Below are 26,991 nucleotides of genomic sequence, written 5' to 3'. Positions count from 1 at the left end.
AGTTAAGTGCAACTAAATTATTTTTCTAACCAAATATTCGATTGGTGAAAGATAATTTAGTATTTTTCTTGGTCTTTGGTTTAAAGACAATATAAATTTATGAACTGCATTTTTAGTAGTATTTGAAAAATTAAATTTTTTAGGAAATTTTTCTCTAATTAAACCATTAGTATTTTCATTAGTACCTCTTTGTCAAGGCGAATACGCATTAGCAAAATAAATTTTCACATTTAAATTTTTTTCAAGTTGTTGTCAATTAGAAAATTCTTTACCCCTATCAAATGTTATAGTCTTAACAAGATTATTTGGAAGAATTGATAAATAATGGCTAATGTTTTTGTTAACAACTTTAGTAGTTCTATTTTCAACTAACATTGCTAAAGTAAATCTTGATGTTCTTTCAACTAAAGTTATTAAACATGATTTACTTTTACCTCGTGATGATACTACAGTATCACCTTCTCAATGACCAACAGTTATACGATTATTAACATTAATATTTCGTTCTTTAATTGATTTACCATTAAATTTACCGCGATTTTCTTGAGATTTTCGTTTCTTACCTTTTCTTCTTAAATTTTTATTAGTAACTTTTTCAAGTAATCCAGAATAAATTCAATTGTAAATTGTTTTAAAACTAATAATTCATTCTTTATGAAAATTTTTAATTCTGCCATAAATTTGTTCAGGCGATCAACCTAATAGTAATTTTTGTTGTATATATTTTACTAATTCTCTATTTTTAAACTTATGAAAATAAACATGTGATTGTTTTCTGTTTTCTGCTTTATTTTGTGCAATTAATGAAAAATAATGATTACTATCTTTATTTCTATTGACTTCTCGAATAATAGTACTAATACTTCGATTAAGATTTTTAGCTATTTCACTAATTTTTACTTTAAACTTCAATTGATTCTCAATATAAATTCTTTCATATATGCCAAGATGTTTGTAACCCATATAAAAACTCCTTGCTTTGTTTTTTCTAAAATAAACTTAGCATCATGAAATTTTTATATGAGATTTTTTGCAATTTTATTTACTTGCACTTACAAGTATAATTCAGCAATTATTTTAATAAGTAATGCAAGAAGTCTATTATTTAAATTTAATTTTAAATAAATATTTTATGTTATCTATAATTGCAAATTATAAATTGAAGCAATTAAATTAAATCTTAAACTAAATCGTTTTCTACGATTACGATATTTTTCAGTAATAATTTTAAATTTTTTAAGAATAGCAAAAATATTTTCAATAATAATTCTCATTTTTGAAATTAATTTATTATTATGTTTTTGTTCTTTATTTAAAGGGTTTTTCTTTGTTTTTTTCTTAGGTATTAGAACATTACTATGAATTTTTTGTATTCCTTGATAACCATTATCAACTATTAATTTAGTATTTTTTAAAATTGGGATTTTTGATTCTTTAAATAAACAAAAATCATGCTTTTTACCGAGAGAAAAATTTGTTGCAATAATTATTTTGCTTTCTTTTTCAATAATTACTTGTGTTTTAATAGTGTGTTTTTTCTTTTTTCCTGAATAAGATTGTTTTTGTCTTTTTTTGGGCGTTGAATGGGTGTTTCTGTAGCATCAATAATAATTGTTTTATCATTAAAATAATCATTTATTAATGCTTTTTTACCAGCAAGTTGTTGAAAATCAGGATGTTTGATTAAAATATCTTCAATTCACTTGATATTTCGATAACAACTAGCTTCACTAATATCAAAACTTTTACCAAGATGAAAATAAGTACGATATTCTCGTCAATATGATAAAGTCATCAATAATCTATTTTCTAATGATAATTTATTATTTTTACCACCTCTTTTAAACTTTTTTAACTCAGCTTCTTTTAAAATATTTAACATTTTATTAAAAGTACTTTGCTTTATTCCAGTTAATCGTAATAATTCTTTATCATTAATAAAATTAAATTTATCAAATTTCATAATCTTAAATTCCTTATAATTTCTATTTTAAATATATTTTATAGGAATTTTGTTTAATAAATAAGTAATGCAAGAAGTCTATTGCTTTGAAGAAGTAAAACAATCAGTTAATTATATTATTTAATTACTAAACTAACCCGACCTTTCTTGTTATTGTCATTTTTATTCACCACTATTTTATCATATTAATTGAATTTTTACACAATAAAAAATTTTTAATTTTGTCGAAAACTCTTGATATTTATTGAATATACTTAATTTTAGGTATATTTTTAATATGATAGAGGTGGATAATAATTATGGAAAAAATAATTCAAGAACTAGTAAATAATTTAACAGATGATCAATTTTTAGAATTTTATGAAAAAGTCAAACAACAAGCAGAATTAATAAAAAAACAAAAACGTTTAAATGAAATTGATCAAAAATTTAGAGCTCAAGGTATTAAATGCCCTAAATGTGAATCTTACCATTGCGTTAAAAATGGACATAATTCAGAAGGAAAACAAAAATATTTATGTAAAAATTGCTGTGCAAGTTTTGACGCTTTTCGTAATCATTTTATTTATTGAAGTCATTTAAATTATGAACAATGAAATTTATTGATTCAAATTTCATTGCTGGGGCAATCTAGTAAAACAATTTCTCGTTTTATTAAAACTACATTAAAAACCGCTTGATATAATCGTCAAAAATTAATGAAATCAAAACAATTAGAAAATACCCAATTAAAATTTAAAAAATTATCTGGTAAAATCCAAATCGATGAAACTTTTATTAAAGAAATCCATAAAGGAAATTTCAAACATAAAACTGATCCACGAAGAATTCACCTTGACCCATTCACAACTAATACTAAATGCTGTATTCAAATGGCAATTGATAATAATAACAATATTTATGTTAAATCCACAAACACCAAACGTTTACAAAAACAATGAGTTATTGAAAATATGAACAAAGAATTAATTAACAAAAATTCAATTATTACTTCTGATATGCAAAAATTATATTTTTTAGTAGCAAAACAAACAAATTCTACTTTATGTGTAACTAAAACAACAATTAATCCTGAAGCTAGTTATCGTAACTTAAATAAAATCAGTAAATTACAATCTAGTCTTAAAGAAGCCTTAATTCATTATCATGGTTTAGGTTTTACTAATATTCAAAATTATTTAAATCTCTGAAAATGAAAATACCAACATAAGGGTTTAACTCCAAACCAACAAACAGCGGTATTATATTTTAATGTATAAAAAAGTTAAAGTAAAAATAGTAATTTTACATAAAAGCATTTTAAAATTATCAAGTTGATGATTCTTTTTATTTTATCAAGAGTTTTCGACAAAATTAAAATAAAAAATTATTAATTATTATTAAATTTTCACTAATATATATTAATTTTATATTTTTACTTACTTAAATCTATTATATTTATTTGTTACAGCATTACCTTTATAATTAATTCAACTATCATCATTTTTATTATTATATTTATTTCATAATGAACTTTTATATATTTCTTTTCTGATTTCTATTTCTGAATTAATATTTTCATTAATGTAATGTAATACATTTAATTTGTTTAAATTTGCCATTCTTAAATGTAATAAGTTATTTAAATTCTTATGATTATATATTTTTGCCCCATATCCTAATTGTTGTTTTATTAAATGTGATACATCACTTTCGATGCTACATTGCATTACTTATTAAAATAATTACAAATTATTTGTAAATGCTGAATTATACTTGTAAGTGCAAGTAAATAAAATTGCAAAAAATCTCATATAAAAATTTCATGATGCTAAGTTTATTTTAGAAAAAACAAAGCAAGGAGTTTTTATATGGGTTACAAACATCTTGGCATATATGAAAGAATTTATATTGAGAATCAATTGAAGTTTAAAGTAAAAATTAGTGAAATAGCTAAAAATCTTAATCGAAGTATTAGTACTATTATTCGAGAAGTCAATAGAAATAAAGATAGTAATCATTATTTTTCATTAATTGCACAAAATAAAGCAGAAAACAGAAAACAATCACATGTTTATTTTCATAAGTTTAAAAATAGAGAATTAGTAAAATATGTACAACAAAAATTACTATTAGGTTGATCGCCTGAACAAATTTATGGCAGAATTAAAAATTTTCATAAAGAATGAATTATTAGTTTTAAAACAATTTACAATTGAATTTATTCTGGATTACTTGAAAAAGTTACTAATAAAAATTTAAGAAGAAAAGGTAAGAAACGAAAATCTCAAGAAAATCGCGGTAAATTTAATGGTAAATCAATTAAAGAACGAAATATTAATGTTAATAATCGTATAACTGTTGGTCATTGAGAAGGTGATACTGTAGTATCATCACGAGGTAAAAGTAAATCATGTTTAATAACTTTAGTTGAAAGAACATCAAGATTTACTTTAGCAATGTTAGTTGAAAATAGAACTACTAAAATTGTTAACGAAAACATTAGCCATTATTTATCAATTCTTCCAAATAATCTTGTTAAGACTATAACATTTGATAGGGGTAAAGAATTTTCTAATTGACAACAACTTGAAAAAAATTTAAATGTGAAAATTTATTTTGCTAATGCGTATTCGCCTTGACAAAGAGGTACTAATGAAAATACTAATGGTTTAATTAGAGAAAAATTTCCTAAAAAATTTAATTTTTCAAATACTACTAAAAATGCAGTTCATAAATTTATATTGTCTTTAAACCAAAGACCAAGAAAAATACTAAATTATCTTTCACCAATCGAATATTTGGTTAGAAAAATAATTTAGTTGCACTTAACTTTACAATTTGGCAATTATTTGCGATTTTAATGAATGTTGCCTTTTCTTACCAGAAAATAATAATTTTAGTTTTTTTTAATTCTTTCAATTGGAATTTCTGCAGCATCAATTGCTAATAAATTATTATTAATACCCTTATTTTCCAATAATATCTTTTTGCCAAGTATATGAAAGTGACTATTTTTTATTAGAATATTTTCAACTCAAAAGATATTACGAATACAACTAACATGACTAATAGACTTCTTGCATTACTTATTAAAATAATTACAAATTATTTGAAATAAAAAATACTATATAGTAATTTCTAACTTTTATTAGGTTAATACTTATGGATTTTATTAAATGTGTAAATTTTGACACAACAAAAAATTATTTTATTATTTAAATTTAATTTTAAATAAATATTTTATGTTATCTATAATTGCAAATTATAAATTGAAGCAATTAAATTAAATCTTAAACTAAATCGTTTTCTACGATTACGATATTTTTCAGTAATAATTTTAAATTTTTTAAGAATAGCAAAAATATTTTCAATAATAATTCTCATTTTTGAAATTAATTTATTATTATGTTTTTGTTCTTTATTTAAAGGGTTTTTCTTTGTTTTTTTCTTAGGTATTAGAACATTACTATGAATTTTTTGTATTCCTTGATAACCATTATCAACTATTAATTTAGTATTTTTTAAAATTGGGATTTTTGATTCTTTAAATAAACAAAAATCATGCTTTTTACCGAGAGAAAAATTTGTTGCAATAATTATTTTGCTTTCTTTTTCAATAATTACTTGTGTTTTAATAGTGTGTTTTTTCTTTTTTCCTGAATAAGATTGTTTTTGTCTTTTTTTGGGCGTTGAATGGGTGTTTCTGTAGCATCAATAATAATTGTTTTATCATTAAAATAATCATTTATTAATGCTTTTTTACCAGCAAGTTGTTGAAAATCAGGATGTTTGATTAAAATATCTTCAATTCACTTGATATTTCGATAACAACTAGCTTCACTAATATCAAAACTTTTACCAAGATGAAAATAAGTACGATATTCTCGTCAATATGATAAAGTCATCAATAATCTATTTTCTAATGATAATTTATTATTTTTACCACCTCTTTTAAACTTTTTTAACTCAGCTTCTTTTAAAATATTTAACATTTTATTAAAAGTACTTTGCTTTATTCCAGTTAATCGTAATAATTCTTTATCATTAATAAAATTAAATTTATCAAATTTCATAATCTTAAATTCCTTATAATTTCTATTTTAAATATATTTTATAGGAATTTTGTTTAATAAATAAGTAATGCAAGAAGTCTAATATTATATTTTTTTGCAATAATACGATATGTACTATATTCTTTTCAGTATTCTAAACTCATAAGTAATCTTTGCTCTATTGATAATTTATTTGGTCTACCACCAATTTGTTTTTGTTTAGCTTCAGCTTCTTTTAAAATTTCTACCATTTTCATGAAAGTTTTATATTTTATGCCTATTAGACTATAAAATTCATTTTCGTCTTTGTATTTATCTAACATTTGTACTTCACCTAGGAAATAATATTATCAAAATAGTAGATAAAATTAAAGGTTATGTACCAAGTCTAATGATTAAATTCATCCTCAGTTATTCATCGCTTCTTAACTACAACTTCATTTTTAATTAAAGGCATTACGGTATTACCGCCACCAAAACCAAAAAAAAAGATATTTTCAAAAAACATAAAACAATTGTCAATATAATTGCCATTTTGAGTATTTTGTTTTTTTCATCATATCAACCCTTAATATCTTATAAAAAGAAAAAGAATCAGCATCTAATTCTCTTTTTTAATAATTTTAATAATTTATTATTTTCTTAGTTTTAATTGTTCAATTATTTTACGATAACGATTAATATCATGAGCTTTTAAGTAATCTAACATATTTCGTCTTTGTGATACTTTTCTTACTAAACTTCGTTCAGTAACAACATCTTTACGATGTATTTTTAAATGTGCCGTTAAATTAGTAATATCCTCTGTTAAAAGTGCTATTTGTACTTCTGCTGAACCCGTATCTTTTTCTTTTCTACCAAATTTAGCAATAATTTGTTTTTTATCCTCAGCTGTAATTGCCATTTAATAAATCCTCCAATAATTATAAACCTAACTAAAACCAATTAATAAAACAGAAGGTATTTTAAAAACTTGTAATAGTCGTATTCGTATAAATATTAACCTATTTTACGAAAATATTCAAGTGTTTTGCTGTAATCGGTCGCGTTTAGTTTTCTTAGGTATTTTTAAAAAAAGAAAAAATAATCATTTACTATAAATTATTTCAATATTCAAATTAAGTATATATTTCTTATGTATGATTTTTGTTGTAAAAAATTATTTTAATGTTGTTTTTATAAGCATTTTACTTAGTTTTTATAACCTTTTATTAAGATTATGTTTGTTAATATTAGACTTCTTGCATTACTTATTAAAATAATTACAAATTATTTGTAAATAAAAAATACTATATAGTAATTTCTAACTTTTATTAGGTTAATACTTATGGATTTTATTAAATGTGTAAATTTTGACACAACAAAAAATTATTTTATTATGCCAAATTGTAAAGTTAAGTGCAACTAAATTATTTTTCTAACCAAATATTCGATTGGTGAAAGATAATTTAGTATTTTTCTTGGTCTTTGGTTTAAAGACAATATAAATTTATGAACTGCATTTTTAGTAGTATTTGAAAAATTAAATTTTTTAGGAAATTTTTCTCTAATTAAACCATTAGTATTTTCATTAGTACCTCTTTGTCAAGGCGAATACGCATTAGCAAAATAAATTTTCACATTTAAATTTTTTTCAAGTTGTTGTCAATTAGAAAATTCTTTACCCCTATCAAATGTTATAGTCTTAACAAGATTATTTGGAAGAATTGATAAATAATGGCTAATGTTTTCGTTAACAACTTTAGTAGTTCTATTTTCAACTAACATTGCTAAAGTAAATCTTGATGTTCTTTCAACTAAAGTTATTAAACATGATTTACTTTTACCTCGTGATGATACTACAGTATCACCTTCTCAATGACCAACAGTTATACGATTATTAACATTAATATTTCGTTCTTTAATTGATTTACCATTAAATTTACCGCGATTTTCTTGAGATTTTCGTTTCTTACCTTTTCTTCTTAAATTTTTATTAGTAACTTTTTCAAGTAATCCAGAATAAATTCAATTGTAAATTGTTTTAAAACTAATAATTCATTCTTTATGAAAATTTTTAATTCTGCCATAAATTTGTTCAGGCGATCAACCTAATAGTAATTTTTGTTGTACATATTTTACTAATTCTCTATTTTTAAACTTATGAAAATAAACATGTGATTGTTTTCTGTTTTCTGCTTTATTTTGTGCAATTAATGAAAAATAATGATTACTATCTTTATTTCTATTGACTTCTCGAATAATAGTACTAATACTTCGATTAAGATTTTTAGCTATTTCACTAATTTTTACTTTAAACTTCAATTGATTCTCAATATAAATTCTTTCATATATGCCAAGATGTTTGTAACCCATATAAAAACTCCTTGCTTTGTTTTTTCTAAAATAAACTTAGCATCATGAAATTTTTATATGAGATTTTTTGCAATTTTATTTACTTGCACTTACAAGTATAATTCAGCAATTATTGATTTATTTAACAATAAAATTATTTCAGTAGATTTTTGTTATGGCAGTATTCATGATTATAAGTTATTTTTAAAATCAAATACACTTATAAATCCAAAATTAGAATTAATTGCTGATTCAGGATATCAAGGTTTGCAAAATGTTCATAAAAATACATTATTGCCAATTAAAAAGAGTAAAAATAATCCTTTAAATCCAGATAAAAAGGAATATAATAGCTTTTTAAGTAAAGTTAGAATTGCCATTGAACATGTTTTTGCTAGATTAAAAAGATTTAAAATACTAGTTTATCGTTATCGCAATAAGATTAGAAGATTCGGATTACGATTTAACTTAATTTCAGAAATATATAATTTTGAATTAAGCTAGTTATAGTTATGTACCAAGTCTAATGAATAATAAATAATTTTATAGTAAAATAATGACATTAGAAAATAAAGAATTGGGTGAAATGAAATGAAGGGGAAAGCAACTAAACCATTGTTAATATCACTTTTTTTAATTCTTTTGTTAGCACCAGGAATTGCTTTTCTTATTGTTTTGGTTAATGATTCATTAGTTACAAGTTTTACTAATGATCTTAATGTTTTTGCAAGAGAAGAATATTACTTACAATATTTTCAAGATACTTATAATTTTTCTTTGGAAAATACTAAAATACTTTTACAATATTTATCTGATTTTTATGATTTTAAAATAATTGCCAGTATGAATACCCAACTTGCCTATACAATTACCGGAACTTCATTAGTATTTTTAGGAATTTTTATTATTTTAGGGGGAGCATTTTTTTTAAATAAAAAATGAAAAACAACAAGAGCATTAGTAGTTGTTTTATTAATTTTTTGAATTATAACAATTGTTGGTTTTGCGTTATTAGCTGTTGGTCAATATAAATATCAATGAACTAATGAAACAACTTTAAATTCACTAGTAAAAGTTAAGGATGCTAAAGATATTATTATTATTCCCAATCCTTATTATTTTGAGATTGAAGAATTTCATGAATTTTTAGTGGTGTTATCTGGTAAGAAAATTCATTCTGAAGCTATTGATTGATTTAAAAATTTTCTTTTTAAAGAATTTTATCAAAAGTTAATTAATTTAAAAGGAAATACTAATGAGTGAATTAGTGAAGTTGGTATTTGATGAGTTTTTCTTATTCAAGCAACATTGGTGTCTTTAATTGTTGCTTTTGATTATACTAGTTATGCTAGTCATTTAGTGAAGCCTTCTTTTGTTTTTAATAAACGAGAAAAAATTTTATTATTTGGTCAAAATTGGTTTCGAAAAACTTGGGTTTCTTTTAAACAACCAACAATTTGAAATGTTTTGCGAATTTCAATTTTTTTAATTTCATTATTTATTTTAATTGAAGTTATTTTGATTATTGCTAATTTTCTTAATAAAGATTTAGTAAATCTTTATGATTTGTTATCAAAATTTCCTTATGGTCATAATAATCCTAGAAATATTCTTGAAATTCTTGGACAACCACAAGAAATTATTCGTGAGACTTTTTTGATTGAAATTTTGGCACCGATTTATTATTATCCTAATTTACCAACTGTTTTTGTTGTTCAATTTGTACCAATTTTAGGTTTAACATTTTTAATAATTATTTGAAGTGTATCTTTTGTTCTTATTAAAAGGATATCTTATTTATCTCGTGGTTCAATAATCTTATTTTATACTTTTTTTCTGCCAATTCTTTTTGCTGGTTTATTTCTTTTTACATATTCACAAACTAATACTAATAATTTAATTGTTGTTGCTAATGATATGCTTTATAAACTTAAAGAAAAATATCCTGATTTTCAAGTTTCATATTATAAATCATCCTTATTTGGAGGGGCTATTTCTAATACTGGTGAGTGAATTGTATTTAGTGTTGAAATTATTGTTCTTGTTGTCTTTTCAATTATTATTTCCTTTTTGTTATGGAAAATTTATCAACAAGATAATTTAAAAATAAAAATGGCAATTCCTAATTTTATTTTAGAAAAGAAAAAAAGAGTTAAGAAAGTGCCAAATTGTAAAGTTAAGTGCAACTAAATTATTTTTCTAACCAAATATTCGATTGGTGAAAGATAATTTAGTATTTTTCTTGGTCTTTGGTTTAAAGACAATATAAATTTATGAACTGCATTTTTAGTAGTATTTGAAAAATTAAATTTTTTAGGAAATTTTTCTCTAATTAAACCATTAGTATTTTCATTAGTACCTCTTTGTCAAGGCGAATACGCATTAGCAAAATAAATTTTCACATTTAAATTTTTTTCAAGTTGTTGTCAATTAGAAAATTCTTTACCCCTATCAAATGTTATAGTCTTAACAAGATTATTTGGAAGAATTGATAAATAATGGCTAATGTTTTCGTTAACAACTTTAGTAGTTCTATTTTCAACTAACATTGCTAAAGTAAATCTTGATGTTCTTTCAACTAAAGTTATTAAACATGATTTACTTTTACCTCGTGATGATACTACAGTATCACCTTCTCAATGACCAACAGTTATACGATTATTAACATTAATATTTCGTTCTTTAATTGATTTACCATTAAATTTACCGCGATTTTCTTGAGATTTTCGTTTCTTACCTTTTCTTCTTAAATTTTTATTAGTAACTTTTTCAAGTAATCCAGAATAAATTCAATTGTAAATTGTTTTAAAACTAATAATTCATTCTTTATGAAAATTTTTAATTCTGCCATAAATTTGTTCAGGCGATCAACCTAATAGTAATTTTTGTTGTACATATTTTACTAATTCTCTATTTTTAAACTTATGAAAATAAACATGTGATTGTTTTCTGTTTTCTGCTTTATTTTGTGCAATTAATGAAAAATAATGATTACTATCTTTATTTCTATTGACTTCTCGAATAATAGTACTAATACTTCGATTAAGATTTTTAGCTATTTCACTAATTTTTACTTTAAACTTCAATTGATTTTCAATATAAATTCTTTCATATATGCCAAGATGTTTGTAACCCATATAAAAACTCCTTGCTTTGTTTTTTCTAAAATAAACTTAGCATCATGAAATTTTTATATGAGATTTTTTGCAATTTTATTTACTTGCACTTACAAGTATAATTCAGCAAACTAATAATTCATTCTTTATGAAAATTTTTAATTCTGCCATAAATTTGTTCAGGCGATCAACCTAATAGTAATTTTTGTTGTACATATTTTACTAATTCTCTATTTTTAAACTTATGAAAATAAACATGTGATTGTTTTCTGTTTTCTGCTTTATTTTGTGCAATTAATGAAAAATAATGATTACTATCTTTATTTCTATTGACTTCTCGAATAATAGTACTAATACTTCGATTAAGATTTTTAGCTATTTCACTAATTTTTACTTTAAACTTCAATTGATTCTCAATATAAATTCTTTCATATATGCCAAGATGTTTGTAACCCATATAAAAACTCCTTGCTTTGTTTTTTCTAAAATAAACTTAGCATCATGAAATTTTTATATGAGATTTTTTGCAATTTTATTTACTTGCACTTACAAGTATAATTCAGCAATTTACAAAAAACAAAATTCCTATAAAATATATTTAAAATAGAAATTATAAGGAATTTAAGATTATGAAATTTGATAAATTTAATTTTATTAATGATAAAGAATTATTACGATTAACTGGAATAAAGCAAAGTACTTTTAATAAAATGTTAAATATTTTAAAAGAAGCTGAGTTAAAAAAGTTTAAAAGAGGTGGTAAAAATAATAAATTATCATTAGAAAATAGATTATTGATGACTTTATCATATTGACGAGAATATCGTACTTATTTTCATCTTGGTAAAAGTTTTGATATTAGTGAAGCTAGTTGTTATCGAAATATCAAGTGAATTGAAGATATTTTAATCAAACATCCTGATTTTCAACAACTTGCTGGTAAAAAAGCATTAATAAATGATTATTTTAATGATAAAACAATTATTATTGATGCTACAGAAACACCCATTCAACGCCCAAAAAAAGACAAAAACAATCTTATTCAGGAAAAAAGAAAAAACACACTATTAAAACACAAGTAATTATTGAAAAAGAAAGCAAAATAATTATTGCAACAAATTTTTCTCTCGGTAAAAAGCATGATTTTTGTTTATTTAAAGAATCAAAAATCCCAATTTTAAAAAATACTAAATTAATAGTTGATAATGGTTATCAAGGAATACAAAAAATTCATAGTAATGTTCTAATACCTAAGAAAAAAACAAAGAAAAACCCTTTAAATAAAGAACAAAAACATAATAATAAATTAATTTCAAAAATGAGAATTATTATTGAAAATATTTTTGCTATTCTTAAAAAATTTAAAATTATTACTGAAAAATATCGTAATCGTAGAAAACGATTTAGTTTAAGATTTAATTTAATTGCTTCAATTTATAATTTGCAATTATAGATAACATAAAATATTTATTTAAAATTAAATTTAAATAATAAAATAATTTTTTGTTGTGTCAAAATTTACACATTTAATAAAATCCATAAGTATTAACCTAATAAAAGTTAGAAATTACTATATAGTATTTTTTATTTACAAATAATTTGTAATTATTTTAATAAGTAATGCAAGAAGTCTAATATTGTAACAAATAAATATAATAGATTTAAGTAAGTAAAAATATAAAATTAATATATAGTTAGTTAAAATTTAATAATAATTAATAATTTTTATTGTGTAAAAATTCAATAATATGATAAAATGGTAATGAATAAAAATGACAATAACAAGAAAGGTATGGTTAGTTTAGTAATTAAATAATATAATTAGCTGATTGTTTTACTTCTTAAAAGCAATACCTAAGAAAACTAAACGCGACCAATTTTAAATTATTTGCATTTTATAGCAAAAAAAATTATAATTATAATTATAAGGTATAGCTATAAAATATTCATATGTAAAAATATAGGAAAATGGAGTTGAAAATTAAATGGCCACAGTTGTTGTAAAAAAGGATGGAGAAGATATTGATCAAGTTTTACGCAGATTAAAAAAAGCTTCTTCTCAAGTTAGAAAAGAGCAAGAAAAGCGTAAACACTTCCTTTCTCCCAGAGAAAAACGTTTATTTAAAAGAGCACAAAATCGTAAATTTTCTCGTTAATTATTAACGATATTTTTTTATGTTTTACAAGGAAAAAAATATTAGATAAGTAAAAGTAATAATGGGGATTAAATGTTGTATCCATTAGTATGACAAGAGCAAAAAAATGATTGTGCTGTTGCTTGTTTAGCAATGTTAATTAAGTATTATCACAAGCAACGAATTTCATTAGAAACTAAAACAAGAAGCATCATTTCAATGAGAATATTGAAGTATTAAAACATTGAAAACGGTAGCATATTCACAGGGAGTATTATTAACGCCGTATCATTGTAATTTTGAGCAGCTTCAAAAGTTATCGTTAAAAACGCCTTGAATTTTATATGTTAATAATGATAATGGTGAAACCCATTTTATTGTTGTTTATAAAAAACACCGAAAAAATTTTTTAATTGCTGATCCTAGCAAGGAAAAATTGCAGTGAGTAACAAATGAATATTTACAAAATATTTATTTGGATACTTTAATTATTAGTGCTAAAACAATAATTCTTGCTAGTAAACAAAAAAATATGTCATCTTGTTCATTATTTTATTTATTACAACCATATTTAATGATAATTTTAGGGTTGTTGATTATTAATTTATTATTAACTGTAATTAATTTTTTAGCAAATATGTTAGTAAAAGTGTTTGTTGATAGTCATCATCTTTTTATTTTAAATAATAGACTTCTTGCATTACTTATTAAAATAATTACAAATTATTTGTAAATAAAAAATACTATATAGTAATTTCTAACTTTTATTAGGTTAATACTTATGGATTTTATTAAATGTGTAAATTTTGACACAACAAAAAATTATTTTATTAGACTTCTTGCATTACTTATTAAAATAATTACAAATTATTTGTAAATAAAAAATACTATATAGTAATTTCTAACTTTTATTAGGTTAATACTTATGGATTTTATTAAATGTGTAAATTTTGACACAACAAAAAATTATTTTATTATTTAAATTTAATTTTAAATAAATATTTTATGTTATCTATAATTGCAAATTATAAATTGAAGCAATTAAATTAAATCTTAAACTAAATCGTTTTCTACGATTACGATATTTTTCAGTAATAATTTTAAATTTTTTAAGAATAGCAAAAATATTTTCAATAATAATTCTCATTTTTGAAATTAATTTATTATTATGTTTTTGTTCTTTATTTAAAGGGTTTTTCTTTGTTTTTTTCTTAGGTATTAGAACATTACTATGAATTTTTTGTATTCCTTGTTAACCATTATCAACTATTAATTTAGTATTTTTTAAAATTGGGATTTTTGATTCTTTAAATAAACAAAAATCATGCTTTTTACCGAGAGAAAAATTTGTTGCAATAATTATTTTGCTTTCTTTTTCAATAATTACTTGTGTTTTAATAGTGTGTTTTTTCTTTTTTCCTGAATAAGATTGTTTTTGTCTTTTTTTGGGCGTTGAATGGGTGTTTCTGTAGCATCAATAATAATTGTTTTATCATTAAAATAATCATTTATTTAATGCTTTTTTACCAGCAAGTTGTTGAAAATCAGGATGTTTGATTAAAATATCTTCAATTTACTTGATATTTCGATAACAACTAGCTTCACTAATATCAAAACTTTTACCAAGATGAAAATAAGTACGATATTCTCGTCAATATGATAAAGTCATCAATAATCTATTTTCTAATGATAATTTATTATTTTTACCACCTCTTTTAAACTTTTTTAACTCAGCTTCTTTTAAAATATTTAACATTTTATTAAAAGTACTTTGCTTTATTCCAGTTAATCGTAATAATTCTTTATCATTAATAAAATTAAATTTATCAAATTTCATAATCTTAAATTCCTTATAATTTCTATTTTAAATATATTTTATAGGAATTTTGTTTAATAAATAAGTAATGCAAGAAGTCTAATATTTGATTGAAGATTTTGTTAGGTTTTATAATTATTATTTTAATAAAAATGATTGTTAGTTTTTGTCAACAAAAAATAAAGGTAATTGTGATAAAAAACTGCTTAATAGTAATATTCGTGCAAAATCTAATGTTATTCGGAAGGCATATCATAATTTTTGAGACTGTAAAAAACTTACATTTTTAACTCTTACTTATGCTGATGTTAATGAATTTGACATTAGAAAATGTAAGCGTGATTTAAATAAATTTTTTAAAAAATTAAGATATTGATTTAAAGTTAAAAATAAAAATATTAAGTATTTGTATACATATGAATATCAGAAACGAGGCGTTATTCATTAGACTTCTTGCATTACTTATTAAAATAATTACAAATTATTTGTAAATAAAAAATACTATATAGTAATTTCTAACTTTTATTAGGTTAATACTTATGGATTTTATTAAATGTGTAAATTTTGACACAACAAAAAATTATTTTATTATTTAAATTTAATTTTAAATAAATATTTTATGTTATCTATAATTGCAAATTATAAATTGAAGCAATTAAATTAAATCTTAAACTAAATCGTTTTCTACGATTACGATATTTTTCAGTAATAATTTTAAATTTTTTAAGAATAGCAAAAATATTTTCAATAATAATTCTCATTTTTGAAATTAATTTATTATTATGTTTTTGTTCTTTATTTAAAGGGTTTTTCTTTGTTTTTTTCTTAGGTATTAGAACATTACTATGAATTTTTTGTATTCCTTGTTAACCATTATCAACTATTAATTTAGTATTTTTTAAAATTGGGATTTTTGATTCTTTAAATAAACAAAAATCATGCTTTTTACCGAGAGAAAAATTTGTTGCAATAATTATTTTGCTTTCTTTTTCAATAATTACTTGTGTTTTAATAGTGTGTTTTTTCTTTTTTCCTGAATAAGATTGTTTTTGTCTTTTTTTGGGCGTTGAATGGGTGTTTCTGTAGCATCAATAATAATTGTTTTATCATTAAAATAATCATTTATTAATGCTTTTTTACCAGCAAGTTGTTGAAAATCAGGATGTTTGATTAAAATATCTTCAATTCACTTGATATTTCGATAACAACTAGCTTCACTAATATCAAAACTTTTACCAAGATGAAAATAAGTACGATATTCTCGTCAATATGATAAAGTCATCAATAATCTATTTTCTAATGATAATTTATTATTTTTACCACCTCTTTTAAACTTTTTTAACTCAGCTTCTTTTAAAATATTTAACATTTTATTAAAAGTACTTTGCTTTATTCCAGTTAATCGTAATAATTCTTTATCATTAATAAAATTAAATTTATCAAATTTCATAATCTTAAATTCCTTATAATTTCTATTTTAAATATATTTTATAGGAATTTTGTTTAATAAATAAGTAATGCAAGAAGTCTATTTAAATTTTTTTCTAATTGACAACAACTTGAAAAAAATTTAAATGTGAAAATTTATTTTGCTAATGCGTATTTGCCTTGACAAAGAGGTACTAATGAAAATACTAATGGTTTAATTAGAGAAAAATTTCCTAAAAAATTTAATTTTTCAAATACTACTAAAAATGCAGTTCATAAATTTATATTGTCTTTAAACCAAAGACCAAGAAAAATACTAAATTATCTTTCACCAATCGAATATTTGGTTAGAAAAATAATTTAGTTGCACTTAACTTTACAATTTGGCATATAACTAAGTTAGTTGACTCAGTTTTTTAAACACTTATATATTGCAGATTTAAGTGTTTAACAAGCTTTGTTATTAAATTTTGTTTTTTAATTAGATAAAGATTTTAATAATTTTAAACTTAGTATATCCCCTATATAGAAATTTCTACACTTTAATATCCGCATCCTACCCTTGGAACTAATTTAATAGCGTGTATATTTTTAGGAAATCCACCCATTCATTTTTTTATTGCAAAATGAAACAAATTGCTATAGCTAATAGGATGTTATCTATCAACTGGTAAACTTCTTTTGGTTATGGCGACCACCCACAATTTATCGTGCTTTAATACATACCAACATTATTAATTCACTTGTATTTAATTTTCAAAGAACAAATTTTTAACATCTTATAAAATAAAAAGACAATCGTTGCTGACTGCCTTAATACTTATTCAAATCTTTTCCCACCTAACAAAACTTTATGCGTCCTACCAAGTCTTCTTTTTAATTGGCAATAATGTATTTTTATGAACATTTTGCAAACCTTGATATCCTGAATCAGCAATTAATTCTAATTTTGGATTTATAAGTGTATTTGATTTTAAAAATAACTTATAATCATGAATACTGCCATAACAAAAATCTACTGAAATAATTTTATAGTTTGGTAGGTGCAAAATGTTATAGTTATGTACCAAGTCTAATGATTAATTTAGTTGTTGTATTAGTAGTCAAAACATTATATAATTAACAAGTAATTAGGGCAGATGAAGGTGAGGGTTTCCCTCACCTTCATCTAATTTAAAAGTCATAATTAAAATGTTGACAATAATAATGTTGGGAGGATTAGAAAAAGATGATTGACGGAATAGAAATTTTAAAAGCAATTGATCTTTTGGCAGAAGAAAAGAAAATTGATCGCAGTTTAATTATTGAGGCTATTAAAGAAGGAATAATAAAAGCTTATGAAAAATATTTAGATCCACAAGCCTTAGTAAAAGTAGATTTTGATGAACAAACTGGTCAAATTAAAGTTTATCGCTTATTAACGATTGTTAGTAAGATTGAAGATGAGTTTGCTGAAATTTTATTAGATGATATTAAAAATTTAGAGAAAAATTTAAAAATTGGTGATATATATTATGAACCTGTAGATACTGATGAATTTTCTCGTTTGGCGGCGTTACAAGTAGCACAAATTCTAAAACAACATTTAAGAGAAGCAGAAAAAGAAGTTGTTTATGAAAAATATATTTCTAAAAAAGATGATATTTTAATTGGCACAATTGATAATATTGAAGAAAAGTATTATTTATTAAAAATTGTTGATCGTACTTTTGCAATTTTGCCTAAAAAAAATATTATTCCCACAGAGGAATTTTATTTAGGCGATAAAGTAAAGTTTTATGTTGAAGATGTTAATAAAACTAAAAATTTTGGCCAAATTTTAGCTTCAAGAACTCATCTAGGATTTTTAACAAGATTACTAGAAATTGAAGTTCCTGAAATTTATGAAGGAATAATTGAAATTAAAGCCATTGCAAGAATTGCAGGGCAAAGATCAAAAGTTGCAGTATTTTGTAATGACTCAACTATTGATCCGATTGGTGCTTGTGTTGGTAATAAGGGACAAAGAATTCAAAGCATTATGAATGAATTGAATGGTGAAAAAATTGATCTTATTAAATGAGATATGGAAACAACAACATTTATTATTAATGCTTTATCGCCAGCTAAAGCGATTTCTATTAGTTTAGATGAACAAACTAATGAAGCTAATATTATTGTTGCTGATGAGCATTATTCATTAGCTATTGGTAAAAAAGGAATAACAGCAAAATTAACAGCAAAATTAACAAAATGAAAAATTAATATTATTTCTTTCAGTGATGCTTTAAATCAAAATATTGCTTTTAAATGAAATGGTAATTTATCGGAACAACAAATGCAAGAGTTACAAAATAAACATCAATTTAAAGTCAAGAAAGATAAATTGCTTGTAGAGTTTAAAAATAAGTATTGAAGAAGTAGATAATATTCTTAATGAAGAAAAACAATTAGTGCAAGATAATATTGATAATACTAATGCTGAAGTAGATAGCGATGAATTAGATAACGATTAAATAAAGGAAAAAATTATTTGTGACAAAACAAAAATTAGTATATCGGCAATGCATAGTTACAAAAGTTGTTGTTTTACGAAGTGAGTTAATAAGAATTGTTAAAACAAAACAAGGACAAGTTTTGATTGATTTAAATTATCGTCTTGCTGGTAAAGGTGCTTATGTTAAGCGAGAAGTTGTTATTATTGAAAAAATGCAAAAAAAAATTATTAGAAAAGATTTTTAAAACATAAATTGCTGATGAGGTTTATTTATTATTAGTGAAAATTGTAAAAGAACAGGAGCATAATAATTAATTTAGAGGTGGTGATTGTATGAAAAAAAGTAATCAAAGAAAAAAACAAACAACAGTTATTAAAAATCAATTAAAAACAGGAAGTAATTCACATCTTGATAATGGGATTTTTATTTTTAGTGAACCATTATCAATTATTGAATTTTCTAAAAAAACAAATATTTCTGTTGTACAAATTATTAAATATTTTTTTAATAAAGGACAAATGTTAACGCAAAATCATTTTTTGAATGAAGAATTAATTGGTGAGTTATGTTTAGAATTTAATTTAGATTTTAAAAGAGAAACTGTTATTACCCATCAAAATTTATTAGAAAATTTAGATATTATTGATGATGTTAATGAGTTAAAAGAACGGCCACCAGTTGTTACTATTATGGGACATGTTGATCATGGTAAAACAACTTTGTTAGATAATATTAGAAAATCTAAAATTACTGAGAAAGAATTTGGTGGTATAACACAGCATATTGGTGCTTATCAAATTAAAACAAAGGATAATAAAATTATTACTTTTTTGGATACACCAGGACATGAAGCATTTACGCAAATGCGTGCTCGGGGCGCTAAAATTACTGATATTGTTGTATTAGTTGTTGCTAGTAATGATGGTGTTATGCCACAAACTAAAGAAGCAATTGATCATGCTAAAGCTGCTAATGTGCCAATTATTGTGTTTGTTAATAAGATGGATTTGCCGTCTGCTAATGTGGAATTAATTATGAAAGATTTAGCAGCTTTAGATTTAATTTCTGAAGAGTGAAGTGGTGATACAATTTTTGTTAAAGGTAGTGCTTTAACTGGTGCGGGAATTGATGAATTATTAGATGTAATTTTATTATTAGCGGAAATGCAAAGTTTGCAAGCTAATCCAAGTCGTTTTGCTAGTGGAACAGTTATTGAGGCACACTTAGATCGTAATGTTGGTCCGGTTTGTACATTATTAGTTCAAAATGGAACTTTAAAAATTAAAGATGCTTTGGTAGCAGGGGTTTCTTTTGGCCGAGTTCGCGATATGAAAAATGATCGTAATGTTATTATTAAGGAAGCAACACCTTCAATGCCAATTGAAATTCATGGTTTAGATTTTGTTCCTAAGGCTGGTGATCCGTTTATGGTGTTTGGTGATGATAAGTTGGCTCGTGAAGTAGCACTATCAAGAAAAACTCAAGATGAAATTAATGAGCGGAGAAAAACTAAAATTTTAAATTTAGAAAATTTATCTGATGAAATTGCGGCTGGTAATTTGAAACATATTGATATTATTTTAAAGACTGATACTCAGGGAAGTTTAGAAGCTTTAAAACAGTCATTAAGTAAAATTAAAATTGATGATATTAGTATTAGAATTATTAGTTCTTCAGTTGGAACAATTAGTGAATCAGATATTACCTTAGCTGTTGCTTCAAAAGCGTTAGTTTATGGTTTTAATGTGCGACCTAATTCTGCTGTGCGAAAATTGGCATTAGATGAAGGCATTGAGATTCATCTTCATAATGTTATTTATAAAGTAATTGAAGAATTGCAACAAGCAGCAAAAGGTTTATTAGATCCGAAGTTTGAAGAGATTGTTTTAGGACAAGCTGCTGTGCGACAATTATTTCATTATTCTAAGGTCGGTGTCATTGCTGGTTGTATGGTTATTGAAGGTGTTATTAGTCGTCAAAGTAAAGTAAAGGTTTTAAGAGATGGTATTGTTATTTATGATGGTGATTTATCATCTTTAAAACATCAAAAAGAAGATATTAAAGAATCACGACAAGGAACAGAATGTGGGTTAACTATTAAAAATTTTAATGATATAAAAGAAAATGATGTTATTGAATCTTATTTATTGAAGGAAATTAAGTAATGGCAAATATTAAATTTCAACGACTACAAACTACAATTCAACGCTTGTTAACAAATATTTTGCAAAAAGAAGTTAAGGATGAGGTTTTACAAAAATTAATAATTACGGAAGTAAAATTAAATAATGATTGCACAATTGCTAAAGTATATTATGATTCTTTGGTTTTCCAAGAACAAAAGCAGATTATTGAATTAGCGATAAAACAAAATTTGTGATTGATTCGAAAAAAATTAGGTCAACAATTAACGATTTATAAAGTTCCCCAATTATTTTTTGTTTATGATCAATCATTAAGTGAAAGTAGAAAAATAGAAGATATTTTAAATAAAATTAAAAAAGATTCTTCTAACTCTTAAACAGTAATTTTTTAAGAATTATTGTAATTATGCTTTTTTTGTTATTATTACCTTGTTATTTATTATGATAATTAAGGTTATGAATGGGGTATTTGGTCATTGTGATGAAAAAAATATTTTCTTGATTAGGAGCAAATTTGCTTTTATTCATTACTATTATTAATCTTGTTGCTTGTCAGAAAAGTGAAATTATTTTATTTGGTGGTTCTAGTTCAGTAATGGCTTTAATGCATATCTTATTATATGGTGATCAGTTAAATGCTCCAAAATTTCAAGGTTTTAATCACAAATATAATCATAAGGTGACATATAATGGTACTGGTTCATCAGCTGGTGAAAATGGTGTTAAAAATCAAATATTAGTGATGGGTTTTACTTCAAGGGATGTTAAGTCAGAGTATATTGATAATAGTAATTATCGTGTTTTTAATTTTGCAATTGATGGGATGGTAATTATTGCTAAAACTCCTATTAATTGCAATGTTACAAATATTTCTCAAGATAAAATAAGTGTCTTACGAGATATTTATGCTGGTAAAAGTAAAACTTGAACAGAATTATTAGGAAATGGATGTGCTAATAATGAAACGATTATTGGTGTTAATCGTGAATCAGGAAGTGGAACAAGAGATGTTTGGCGAGAATTTTTAGAAATGGGTAATAGTGATTTTTCGAGTGGTTTAAGAATTGCTAATTCAACATCAGTAATGCTTAATCAAGTAAGAGATACTAATAATGCCATTGGTTATGTTTCATTCTCAAATGTTGATTCGGTTATTGCTAATAATTTAGTCCCTTTTACAATTAATGGTGTTAAGGCTAGTATTGAATCGTTAACTAATAAATCATATATTTTGTATCGTTTATTTGCATGTTTATTTTGATATGAAAGTAAGCAAAAAGAATTGATTCGTCAGTTTATTTACTTTATGAATGATGATCATAGTGGTAAATTAGCATTTGAAAAAACAGGTTTAATATTTGATTTTGAATGAAAAAGTAAAGAACCAGAATGGTTGATTAAGTAAACTAATTAAGTAATGGAGAAAATATGGTTCAGTTTCATAATAAGATTTTTAAACATAAATATTATCTTGATTTATTTAATAAAATTCTGATTTTTTGTGCTGCTTTAATGGCTATTATTATATCGTTTTTTATTATTGTATTTATTAGTTATCAATCAGTACCAGTATTTAGGAAATATGGTTTTTGAAATTTTATTTTTAGTAAAGTTTGGTCAACGGATATTTCACAATTTGGAGCAATGAGTTTTGTTATTTCTACTTTGTTAGTAGTTTTTTTAGCGATGTTAATTGCGATTCCGTTAGCAATTTTTACTTCAGTTTTAATTAGTGAATTTTTAGGAAAGAAAATTAAGCGTATTGTGATTTTTTTAGTTGAATTATTAGCTGGTGTACCACCAGTTATTTTTGGGATTTTTGGTTTAGAAGTTATTGGCAGTTTTTATAAACAAATTGGAGCATCATCACCAGCTAATATGTTAACAGCAGCGACAATTTTAGCACTAATGGCTTTACCTACAATTATTGCTTTAATTTGCAATGCCTTAGATGGTGTCCCTAGTTCTTATCGATTTGCTTCTTTAGCGATGGGAGTATCACGAACTAGTTCTGCTTTTAAAGTTGTAAAAAAAGCGGTTCGAACAAAGATAATTGGTGCCATTACCTTTGGGATATGTCGTGTTATTGGTGAAGTTACGGCGATGATTATGGTTGCAGGATTAGTATATCAAATACCGACATTTCAAAATGGATTTTTAGGATTTATTTTTTCAGGAATAACATCTTTAGCGGCGATAATTGGTATTGAGTTAGCTGAAAGTGCTTCAACAATTCATACATCAGCTTTATTTGCCTTAGGATTAGTTTTAATTATTTTTGTATCAATTTTAAATATTGTTATTTTAACTACATATAAAGTAGCTAACAATCAAATTCAAGGCGTTAGTTATACAAAAAAGATTAAAATTTATTTTATTACAAAAGTTTTGCGAAGAAATATAGCTGTATTAGAAGTTCATCAAATTTCTAACCAACGATTATTAAGTTACTATGATGAAAGTAAAATTTTGAAATTTCATCGTCAGTTTAACAAATTAAAAGATGTCATGTGGATTTTATTAATGTTTTTATCAACAATAATAACATTATCAATGGTTATTTGAATTATTGGTGATGTTATTATTAAAGGGATTCAATCAACAGTTTTTTTAACACCGTATCGTGAAGTTTTACAAGGTTCATATGATTTAACACCATTATTTGTTTCAACACTATTATTGATTGTTTGCTCGTTAGTAGTTTCTATTCCTTTAGGAATTTTAGGAGGAATATATTTAAATGAGTATGCTAATAAATCTAGTAAGATTGCTAATTTAATTCGTTTTTCAGTTGATGCATTAGTTGCAACGTCTTCAGTAGTTTTTGGAATGTTTGGTTATATTGTGTTTGTTAATATTTTAGGAATTGGCCATAACTTTATTAGTGCTGGACTGATGTTTGGGGTATTGACATTACCAATTATTATTAAAACTACTGAAGATGCTTTAAATGGTGTTGCTCAAGAATATCGTGATTCTTCTTTGGCATTAGGGGTTACAAAAATTGGAACAATTTTTAAAATTATTTTACCGAATTGTAAAAAAGGAATTATTACTGGAATTGTATTTGCTATTAGTAAAGTTATTAGTGAAAGTATGCCAGCGTTATTAACTTTGTCATCATCACCTTTTATGCCACAAAGTTTATTAGATCCAGGAACTACTTTAACTGTTAAAATTTATCAATTAATAAATGAACCAGATATGGTGGCAGGTCCTGCTCATTTAATTAAAATTAGTGCTTATCAATTGGCAAAAATAATTGCTTATGAGATTGCTGCGATTACGATTTTATTGATTATTGTCTTAAATTTATTAGTTAAATATATTACAAAGGAAAAGAAGAATTTTAGATATTCATATAATAATTTAAAAGGAGTAATGTTATGGCTAAAAAGAAAAAGAACATCAATTGAATACAAAAAATAAAGACATCCTTTCTTAATAAGTCTAAAAAGCAAAAATATTCTCGAGATAAGGTTAAAGTTAAAATTATTGATAAGAAATATAGTATTGTTATTTCTGATTTTAATTTTTATTATAATTCTGGTAAAAAACAAGCATTATTTAATATTAATTTGAATATTAAAAGAAATAAGATTATGGCTCTTATTGGTCCTTCTGGTTGTGGTAAATCAACATTATTGCGGTCAATTAATCGTATGAATGATTTAATTGAAGGAACTAAAATTACAGGAGAAATTATTTATCGGCAACAAAATATTTATGATAATAAACAAGATATTATTGCTTTAAGAACTACAATTGGTATGGTTTTTCAAAAACCTAATCCTTTTCCAAAATCAATTTATGATAATGTTGCTTATGGACCAAGAAGTTTAGGAATTAGAAATCGAAAAAAATTGGATGAAATAATTGAAGATTCATTAAAAAAAGCAGCATTATGAGATGAAGTTAAAAATGATTTAAAAAGTCCAGCTTTAAGTTTAAGTGGTGGTCAACAACAAAGATTATGTATTGCTCGAGCGATTGCTATTAAACCAGAAGTGCTATTAATGGATGAACCAACTTCAGCATTAGATCCGATTGCTACTGGTAAAATTGAAGAGTTAATATTGCAATTAAAAAAAGATTTTACAATTATTATTGTGACCCATTCAATGCAACAAGCAGCAAGAATTTCTGATCAAACAGCATTTTTTTTAATGGGTAAAATTGTTGAAGTTGCAAGAACAAGAAAGTTATTTTTATCACCACAACAAAAGGAAACCGAAGATTATATTGCGGGGCGGTTTGGGTAATTGGTTTAAAAATGATATAATTAATATTGGAGTAGGTGATATAATGCAATGTTATTTTGCTCATTTTCAAGATGAATTCGGCAATTTAGTTTTTAATGATGTTGATACTCATCATTTAGTTAATGTTTTAAGGTTTCAAATTAATGACTTGTTAATTGTTGTATATAATGGTAAAAAATATCAAACAAAGATAATTGAAAAGAAACCACAATTAAAAGTTGAAATTCAAAAAAATTTATTGGAAAATACTGAATTAGAAATAGTTGTAACATTATTAATGCCATTGCTTAAACAAGATCGTAATGATTGAATTGTTCAAAAAGCAACTGAATTAGGTGTGACACAAATTATTGGTATTGTTTTAGAACGAAGTGTTACTAAGATTAAACAAAATGAAGATAAGAAAAAAAAGATGATGCGTTGACAAAAGATTGCTAAAGAAGCAGCACAACAGTCGAATCGTAATCAAATTCCAAAAATTGTTGATATTATTACTGATGTTACTGCTATTATTCCTTATAAGAGCGATTTAAATTTAATTGCTAATGAATTAGCATCATCAACCCATTCATTGTCGGCACTAATGTTATTCAAGTCAACAAGTATTACTTTTATTTGTGGACCTGAGGGTGGTTTTAGTGATAAAGAATTAGAATTTTTTAATTTTGAAGGTTTTAATGCAATTAACTTAGGAAAAAGAGTTTTAAGATCAGAAACAGCTGTTTTAGCATTTCTTGCTAATATCGGTTATGAACATGAAAAGTTGAAGGAGAAATAAGAATGTCTTTGAGTTCAAAGCGATTGGGTGTAATTTTAAATTTATTGTTTGCTATTAATTGATTGTTTTTAACAATGGTATTTATTAGCGTTCAAAAATCAAACTTGCCTTTAAGTGGCGGATTTGAAATTGCTAGTTATTTAATTCCATTAATAACTTTATGTTTAATAATAGTTTATGTTTGATTAACTTATGTATCAATTAAGAATTTTGATGTTAAATATCAATTTAAAGCATATAAATACTTAATATTAATTGTATTGATGGCAGTGATGTCAATTTTAACCAATTTGTTAATTTTAATTGCTAAAAATCAACAAAGTGCTATTTTAGCATTTGGTTTATCAATTGGAATTTCAGGAATATTTGGTTTAGTAACAATTATCTTTGATATTAAGTTTTTTATTCAAAGGTTAAAATGGGAGGCTTTATCAAAAATTGAAATTTCTACCCAAAATGATGAATTAATAATTAAAAATAAATAATTAGTAAGGAGATTTGTTT

The 26,991-nt window shown here is 23.7% G+C and carries 29 protein-coding genes and 2 pseudogenes; 19 read left to right on the top strand and 12 right to left on the bottom strand.

From position 1 onward, the window contains the following. Positions 1–12: 12 nt before the first annotated feature. Both AAHJ00_RS03670 and AAHJ00_RS03665 read right to left on the bottom strand, forming a co-directional pair. Positions 13–963, bottom strand: coding sequence for an IS30 family transposase (locus AAHJ00_RS03670; protein WP_342223924.1), 951 nt, complete (start codon positions 961–963; stop codon positions 13–15). A 176-nt stretch (positions 964–1,139) separates the two neighbouring features. Beyond that, a protein-coding gene (locus tag AAHJ00_RS03665) for an IS5 family transposase (RefSeq protein ID WP_342223477.1) occupies positions 1,140–1,963 on the bottom strand; the annotation gives its coding sequence in 2 pieces (ribosomal slippage) (positions 1,140–1,567 and positions 1,567–1,963; 825 coding nt in all). Between the two features lie 299 nt (positions 1,964–2,262). Here AAHJ00_RS03665 and AAHJ00_RS03660 point away from each other — a divergent pair. After that, on the top strand, positions 2,263–3,222 hold the full coding sequence (locus AAHJ00_RS03660; RefSeq protein WP_342224562.1) for an IS1/IS1595 family N-terminal zinc-binding domain-containing protein: 960 nt from the start codon (positions 2,263–2,265) through the stop codon (positions 3,220–3,222). A gap of 159 nt (positions 3,223–3,381) precedes the next feature. Here the strand turns inward: AAHJ00_RS03660 and AAHJ00_RS03655 are convergent, their stop codons facing one another. Beyond that, positions 3,382–3,672, bottom strand: coding sequence for a hypothetical protein (locus AAHJ00_RS03655; RefSeq protein WP_342223769.1), 291 nt, complete (start codon positions 3,670–3,672; stop codon positions 3,382–3,384). Between the two features lie 141 nt (positions 3,673–3,813). On the opposite strand from AAHJ00_RS03655, the gene AAHJ00_RS03650 reads away from it, so the two are divergent. Beyond that, a complete protein-coding gene (locus AAHJ00_RS03650; RefSeq protein ID WP_342224561.1) occupies positions 3,814–4,764 on the top strand; it encodes an IS30 family transposase in 951 nt (316 codons plus the stop codon). A gap of 430 nt (positions 4,765–5,194) precedes the next feature. Here the strand turns inward: AAHJ00_RS03650 and AAHJ00_RS03645 are convergent. The 4 genes from AAHJ00_RS03645 to AAHJ00_RS03630 all read right to left on the bottom strand — a co-directional run bounded on the left by AAHJ00_RS03645 (position 5,195) and on the right by AAHJ00_RS03630 (position 8,352). Then, a protein-coding gene (locus AAHJ00_RS03645) for an IS5 family transposase (protein WP_342223477.1) occupies positions 5,195–6,018 on the bottom strand; the annotation gives its coding sequence in 2 pieces (ribosomal slippage) (positions 5,195–5,622 and positions 5,622–6,018; 825 coding nt in all). 53 nt (positions 6,019–6,071) lie between these two features. Further along, positions 6,072–6,320, bottom strand: a complete 249-nt coding sequence (locus AAHJ00_RS03640) for a transposase family protein (RefSeq protein ID WP_342224560.1) — start codon at positions 6,318–6,320, stop codon at positions 6,072–6,074. Between the two features lie 311 nt (positions 6,321–6,631). After that, a complete protein-coding gene (gene rpsO, locus AAHJ00_RS03635) occupies positions 6,632–6,901 on the bottom strand; it encodes a 30S ribosomal protein S15 (RefSeq protein ID WP_342224559.1) in 270 nt (89 codons plus the stop codon). 500 nt (positions 6,902–7,401) lie between these two features. Beyond that, positions 7,402–8,352 (bottom strand): IS30 family transposase, encoded by a 951-nt coding sequence (locus AAHJ00_RS03630; protein ID WP_342223478.1) that lies wholly within the window; start codon positions 8,350–8,352, stop codon positions 7,402–7,404. Positions 8,353–8,409: 57 nt separating this feature from the next. Here AAHJ00_RS03630 and AAHJ00_RS03625 point away from each other — a divergent pair, with 57 nt between their 5' ends. Both AAHJ00_RS03625 and AAHJ00_RS03620 read left to right on the top strand, forming a co-directional pair. Continuing rightward, positions 8,410–8,835, top strand: a complete 426-nt coding sequence (locus tag AAHJ00_RS03625; RefSeq protein WP_342223511.1) for a transposase family protein — start codon at positions 8,410–8,412, stop codon at positions 8,833–8,835. An 87-nt stretch (positions 8,836–8,922) separates the two neighbouring features. Next, on the top strand, positions 8,923–10,521 hold the full coding sequence (locus tag AAHJ00_RS03620; protein ID WP_342223849.1) for a hypothetical protein: 1,599 nt from the start codon (positions 8,923–8,925) through the stop codon (positions 10,519–10,521). On the opposite strand, the gene AAHJ00_RS03615 is transcribed toward AAHJ00_RS03620, so the two are convergent. After that, positions 10,518–11,468: an IS30 family transposase gene (locus tag AAHJ00_RS03615; protein WP_342223478.1), complete on the bottom strand. Its 951-nt coding sequence runs from the start codon at positions 11,466–11,468 to the stop codon at positions 10,518–10,520. The two genes, AAHJ00_RS03620 and AAHJ00_RS03615, sit on opposite strands and share 4 nt — an antisense overlap. A gap of 79 nt (positions 11,469–11,547) precedes the next feature. Then, complete coding sequence (locus AAHJ00_RS03610; RefSeq protein WP_342223488.1) at positions 11,548–11,904, bottom strand: helix-turn-helix domain-containing protein; 357 nt, start codon at positions 11,902–11,904, stop codon at positions 11,548–11,550. A gap of 172 nt (positions 11,905–12,076) precedes the next feature. On the opposite strand from AAHJ00_RS03610, the gene AAHJ00_RS03605 reads away from it, so the two are divergent. From AAHJ00_RS03605 to AAHJ00_RS03590, 4 genes are all read left to right on the top strand, one after another. Then, positions 12,077–12,900, top strand: a protein-coding gene (locus AAHJ00_RS03605) for an IS5 family transposase (RefSeq protein WP_342223477.1) whose coding sequence is annotated in 2 segments (ribosomal slippage) — positions 12,077–12,473 and positions 12,473–12,900 — 825 coding nt in all. Because the reading frame shifts where the segments join, the coding sequence is not laid out codon by codon here. A 532-nt stretch (positions 12,901–13,432) separates the two neighbouring features. Beyond that, complete coding sequence (gene rpsU / locus AAHJ00_RS03600; RefSeq protein ID WP_342224558.1) at positions 13,433–13,603, top strand: 30S ribosomal protein S21; 171 nt, start codon at positions 13,433–13,435, stop codon at positions 13,601–13,603. Between the two features lie 75 nt (positions 13,604–13,678). Beyond that, positions 13,679–13,822, top strand: coding sequence for a cysteine peptidase family C39 domain-containing protein (locus AAHJ00_RS03595; RefSeq protein ID WP_342224557.1), 144 nt, complete (start codon positions 13,679–13,681; stop codon positions 13,820–13,822). Between the two features lie 4 nt (positions 13,823–13,826). Further along, the gene (locus AAHJ00_RS03590; RefSeq protein ID WP_342224556.1) at positions 13,827–14,315 is read left to right on the top strand and encodes a cysteine peptidase family C39 domain-containing protein; all 489 of its coding nucleotides are present in this window, start codon (positions 13,827–13,829) and stop codon (positions 14,313–14,315) included. Between the two features lie 279 nt (positions 14,316–14,594). On the opposite strand, the pseudogene AAHJ00_RS03585 reads toward AAHJ00_RS03590, so the two are convergent. After that, positions 14,595–15,419, bottom strand: a pseudogene (locus AAHJ00_RS03585) (IS5 family transposase). 145 nt (positions 15,420–15,564) lie between these two features. On the opposite strand from AAHJ00_RS03585, the gene AAHJ00_RS03580 reads away from it, so the two are divergent. Beyond that, positions 15,565–15,846: a rolling circle replication-associated protein gene (locus AAHJ00_RS03580; protein ID WP_342224555.1), complete on the top strand. Its 282-nt coding sequence runs from the start codon at positions 15,565–15,567 to the stop codon at positions 15,844–15,846. Between the two features lie 178 nt (positions 15,847–16,024). Here AAHJ00_RS03580 and AAHJ00_RS03575 read toward each other — a convergent pair. After that, a pseudogene (locus AAHJ00_RS03575) lies at positions 16,025–16,848 on the bottom strand (IS5 family transposase). A 126-nt stretch (positions 16,849–16,974) separates the two neighbouring features. Here AAHJ00_RS03575 and AAHJ00_RS03570 point away from each other — a divergent pair. Beyond that, the gene (locus AAHJ00_RS03570; RefSeq protein WP_342224554.1) at positions 16,975–17,190 is read left to right on the top strand and encodes a hypothetical protein; all 216 of its coding nucleotides are present in this window, start codon (positions 16,975–16,977) and stop codon (positions 17,188–17,190) included. A 496-nt stretch (positions 17,191–17,686) separates the two neighbouring features. Here AAHJ00_RS03570 and AAHJ00_RS03565 read toward each other — a convergent pair whose 3' ends face one another. Further along, positions 17,687–17,896 carry a hypothetical protein gene (locus AAHJ00_RS03565; RefSeq protein WP_342224553.1) on the bottom strand — a complete coding sequence of 70 codons (210 nt, stop codon included), beginning with the start codon at positions 17,894–17,896 and terminating at the stop codon, positions 17,687–17,689. A 158-nt stretch (positions 17,897–18,054) separates the two neighbouring features. Here AAHJ00_RS03565 and nusA point away from each other — a divergent pair, with 158 nt between their 5' ends. The 9 genes from nusA to AAHJ00_RS03520 all read left to right on the top strand — a co-directional run bounded on the left by nusA (position 18,055) and on the right by AAHJ00_RS03520 (position 26,972). Beyond that, positions 18,055–19,233, top strand: coding sequence for a transcription termination factor NusA (gene nusA, locus AAHJ00_RS03560; protein WP_342224552.1), 1,179 nt, complete (start codon positions 18,055–18,057; stop codon positions 19,231–19,233). Between the two features lie 107 nt (positions 19,234–19,340). Then, positions 19,341–19,547 (top strand): YlxR family protein, encoded by a 207-nt coding sequence (locus tag AAHJ00_RS03555; RefSeq protein ID WP_342224551.1) that lies wholly within the window; start codon positions 19,341–19,343, stop codon positions 19,545–19,547. A gap of 88 nt (positions 19,548–19,635) precedes the next feature. Next, entirely contained in the window at positions 19,636–21,468 is a 1,833-nt protein-coding gene (gene infB, locus AAHJ00_RS03550) for a translation initiation factor IF-2 (protein ID WP_342224550.1), read from the top strand. Next, entirely contained in the window at positions 21,468–21,824 is a 357-nt protein-coding gene (rbfA, locus tag AAHJ00_RS03545) for a 30S ribosome-binding factor RbfA (protein WP_342224549.1), read from the top strand. The genes infB and rbfA overlap by 1 nt, the downstream gene beginning before the upstream one ends. A gap of 104 nt (positions 21,825–21,928) precedes the next feature. Next, positions 21,929–22,852 carry a substrate-binding domain-containing protein gene (locus AAHJ00_RS03540; RefSeq protein WP_342224609.1) on the top strand — a complete coding sequence of 308 codons (924 nt, stop codon included), beginning with the start codon at positions 21,929–21,931 and terminating at the stop codon, positions 22,850–22,852. 23 nt (positions 22,853–22,875) lie between these two features. Then, complete coding sequence (gene pstA, locus AAHJ00_RS03535) at positions 22,876–24,876, top strand: phosphate ABC transporter permease PstA (RefSeq protein WP_342224548.1); 2,001 nt, start codon at positions 22,876–22,878, stop codon at positions 24,874–24,876. After that, a complete protein-coding gene (pstB, locus tag AAHJ00_RS03530; protein ID WP_342224547.1) occupies positions 24,834–25,709 on the top strand; it encodes a phosphate ABC transporter ATP-binding protein PstB in 876 nt (291 codons plus the stop codon). The genes pstA and pstB overlap by 43 nt, the downstream gene beginning before the upstream one ends. A gap of 43 nt (positions 25,710–25,752) precedes the next feature. After that, positions 25,753–26,487, top strand: a complete 735-nt coding sequence (locus tag AAHJ00_RS03525) for a 16S rRNA (uracil(1498)-N(3))-methyltransferase (RefSeq protein ID WP_342224546.1) — start codon at positions 25,753–25,755, stop codon at positions 26,485–26,487. Positions 26,488–26,489: 2 nt separating this feature from the next. Beyond that, entirely contained in the window at positions 26,490–26,972 is a 483-nt protein-coding gene (locus AAHJ00_RS03520) for a hypothetical protein (RefSeq protein WP_342224545.1), read from the top strand. The last annotated feature ends 19 nt before the right edge of the window (positions 26,973–26,991 follow it).

Origin of the sequence: Spiroplasma endosymbiont of Asaphidion curtum (assembly GCF_964031085.1) — a bacterium.
Classification (GTDB): domain Bacteria; phylum Bacillota_I; class Bacilli_A; order Mycoplasmatales; family Nriv7; genus Nriv7.
Note: the sequence above shows the minus strand (reverse complement) of the source record. Positions and strands in the feature narration are given on the sequence as shown.